Below are 774 nucleotides of genomic sequence, written 5' to 3'. Positions count from 1 at the left end.
GATGTAGTCTTTCGAACGCGCCTCCAGCCGGTCCACCACGCGCTTGCTCAACTTCTCGCCAGCCATCTCCAAGTCCTTTCCCAGCATATCCGCCGCCTCTCAGGCCAGTCGATCCATGGAAGCGAGACGGAAGCGTTCGGCGGAAAAGCAGGTCGAAATAGATCGCAGGAACGGTGATTCAGATTGGCGAGGTCGTCAACAGAAAGTCAGGCGTAGTAGGGCTTTGAGCGGTAGTAAGAAGTGCAATCGCACGAAACGAAAACAGTAGATATCGTTCTCATAACCTGAAGGTCGTAGGTTCAAATCCTACTCCCGCACCCAACGATAACGACACCCCCGTCGCGAAAGCGCCGGGGGTGTTGTCGTTCAGGGTCTTGGGACGCTCGTTCAGCCAGTCCAGGATCACGCCGAACTCGCCATACAGGGTCGCATGCATCTCGCCGCGCTGGGCCCCCGGCGTCAGCACCACCTTCTCGATCAGGCCGCGAAGGGCCGTGGCGGCCTCGTCGCGTTCGGCGGGATGGTTCAGGGCCTCCGCCAGACGCGTGACCTTCTTGCGATAGGTCTCGGCGATGTTGGGGTGGAGGTCGACGGGCGAGGTGGCCGTGTCCGCCTGCTGCGCGCGCAGGACGGCGACGCGGTCCTCCAGGTCGTAGAGACGGGCCATCAGGGCCGGTGTGCGCCGTCCGTCCTCGATGGCGTCGAGAATGCCGGAGATGGATCGTTCGGCCTTGGCCAGTTCCGCCTTGTCGGCGATGCTGTTGGCGCGGCGCT

General features: G+C 62.4%; 1 pseudogene. It reads right to left on the bottom strand.

Going from position 1 to position 774, the window contains the following annotated elements:
• Positions 1 to 277 precede the first annotated feature (277 nt).
• Positions 278 to 774: pseudogene (locus tag ACK4S7_RS13040) on the bottom strand (recombinase family protein); the annotation flags it as partial.

The sequence above is a fragment of the Sphingorhabdus sp. genome (assembly GCF_046292425.1).
Classification (GTDB): Bacteria; Pseudomonadota; Alphaproteobacteria; order Sphingomonadales; family Sphingomonadaceae; genus Sphingorhabdus_B.
Note: the sequence above shows the minus strand (reverse complement) of the source record. Positions and strands in the feature narration are given on the sequence as shown.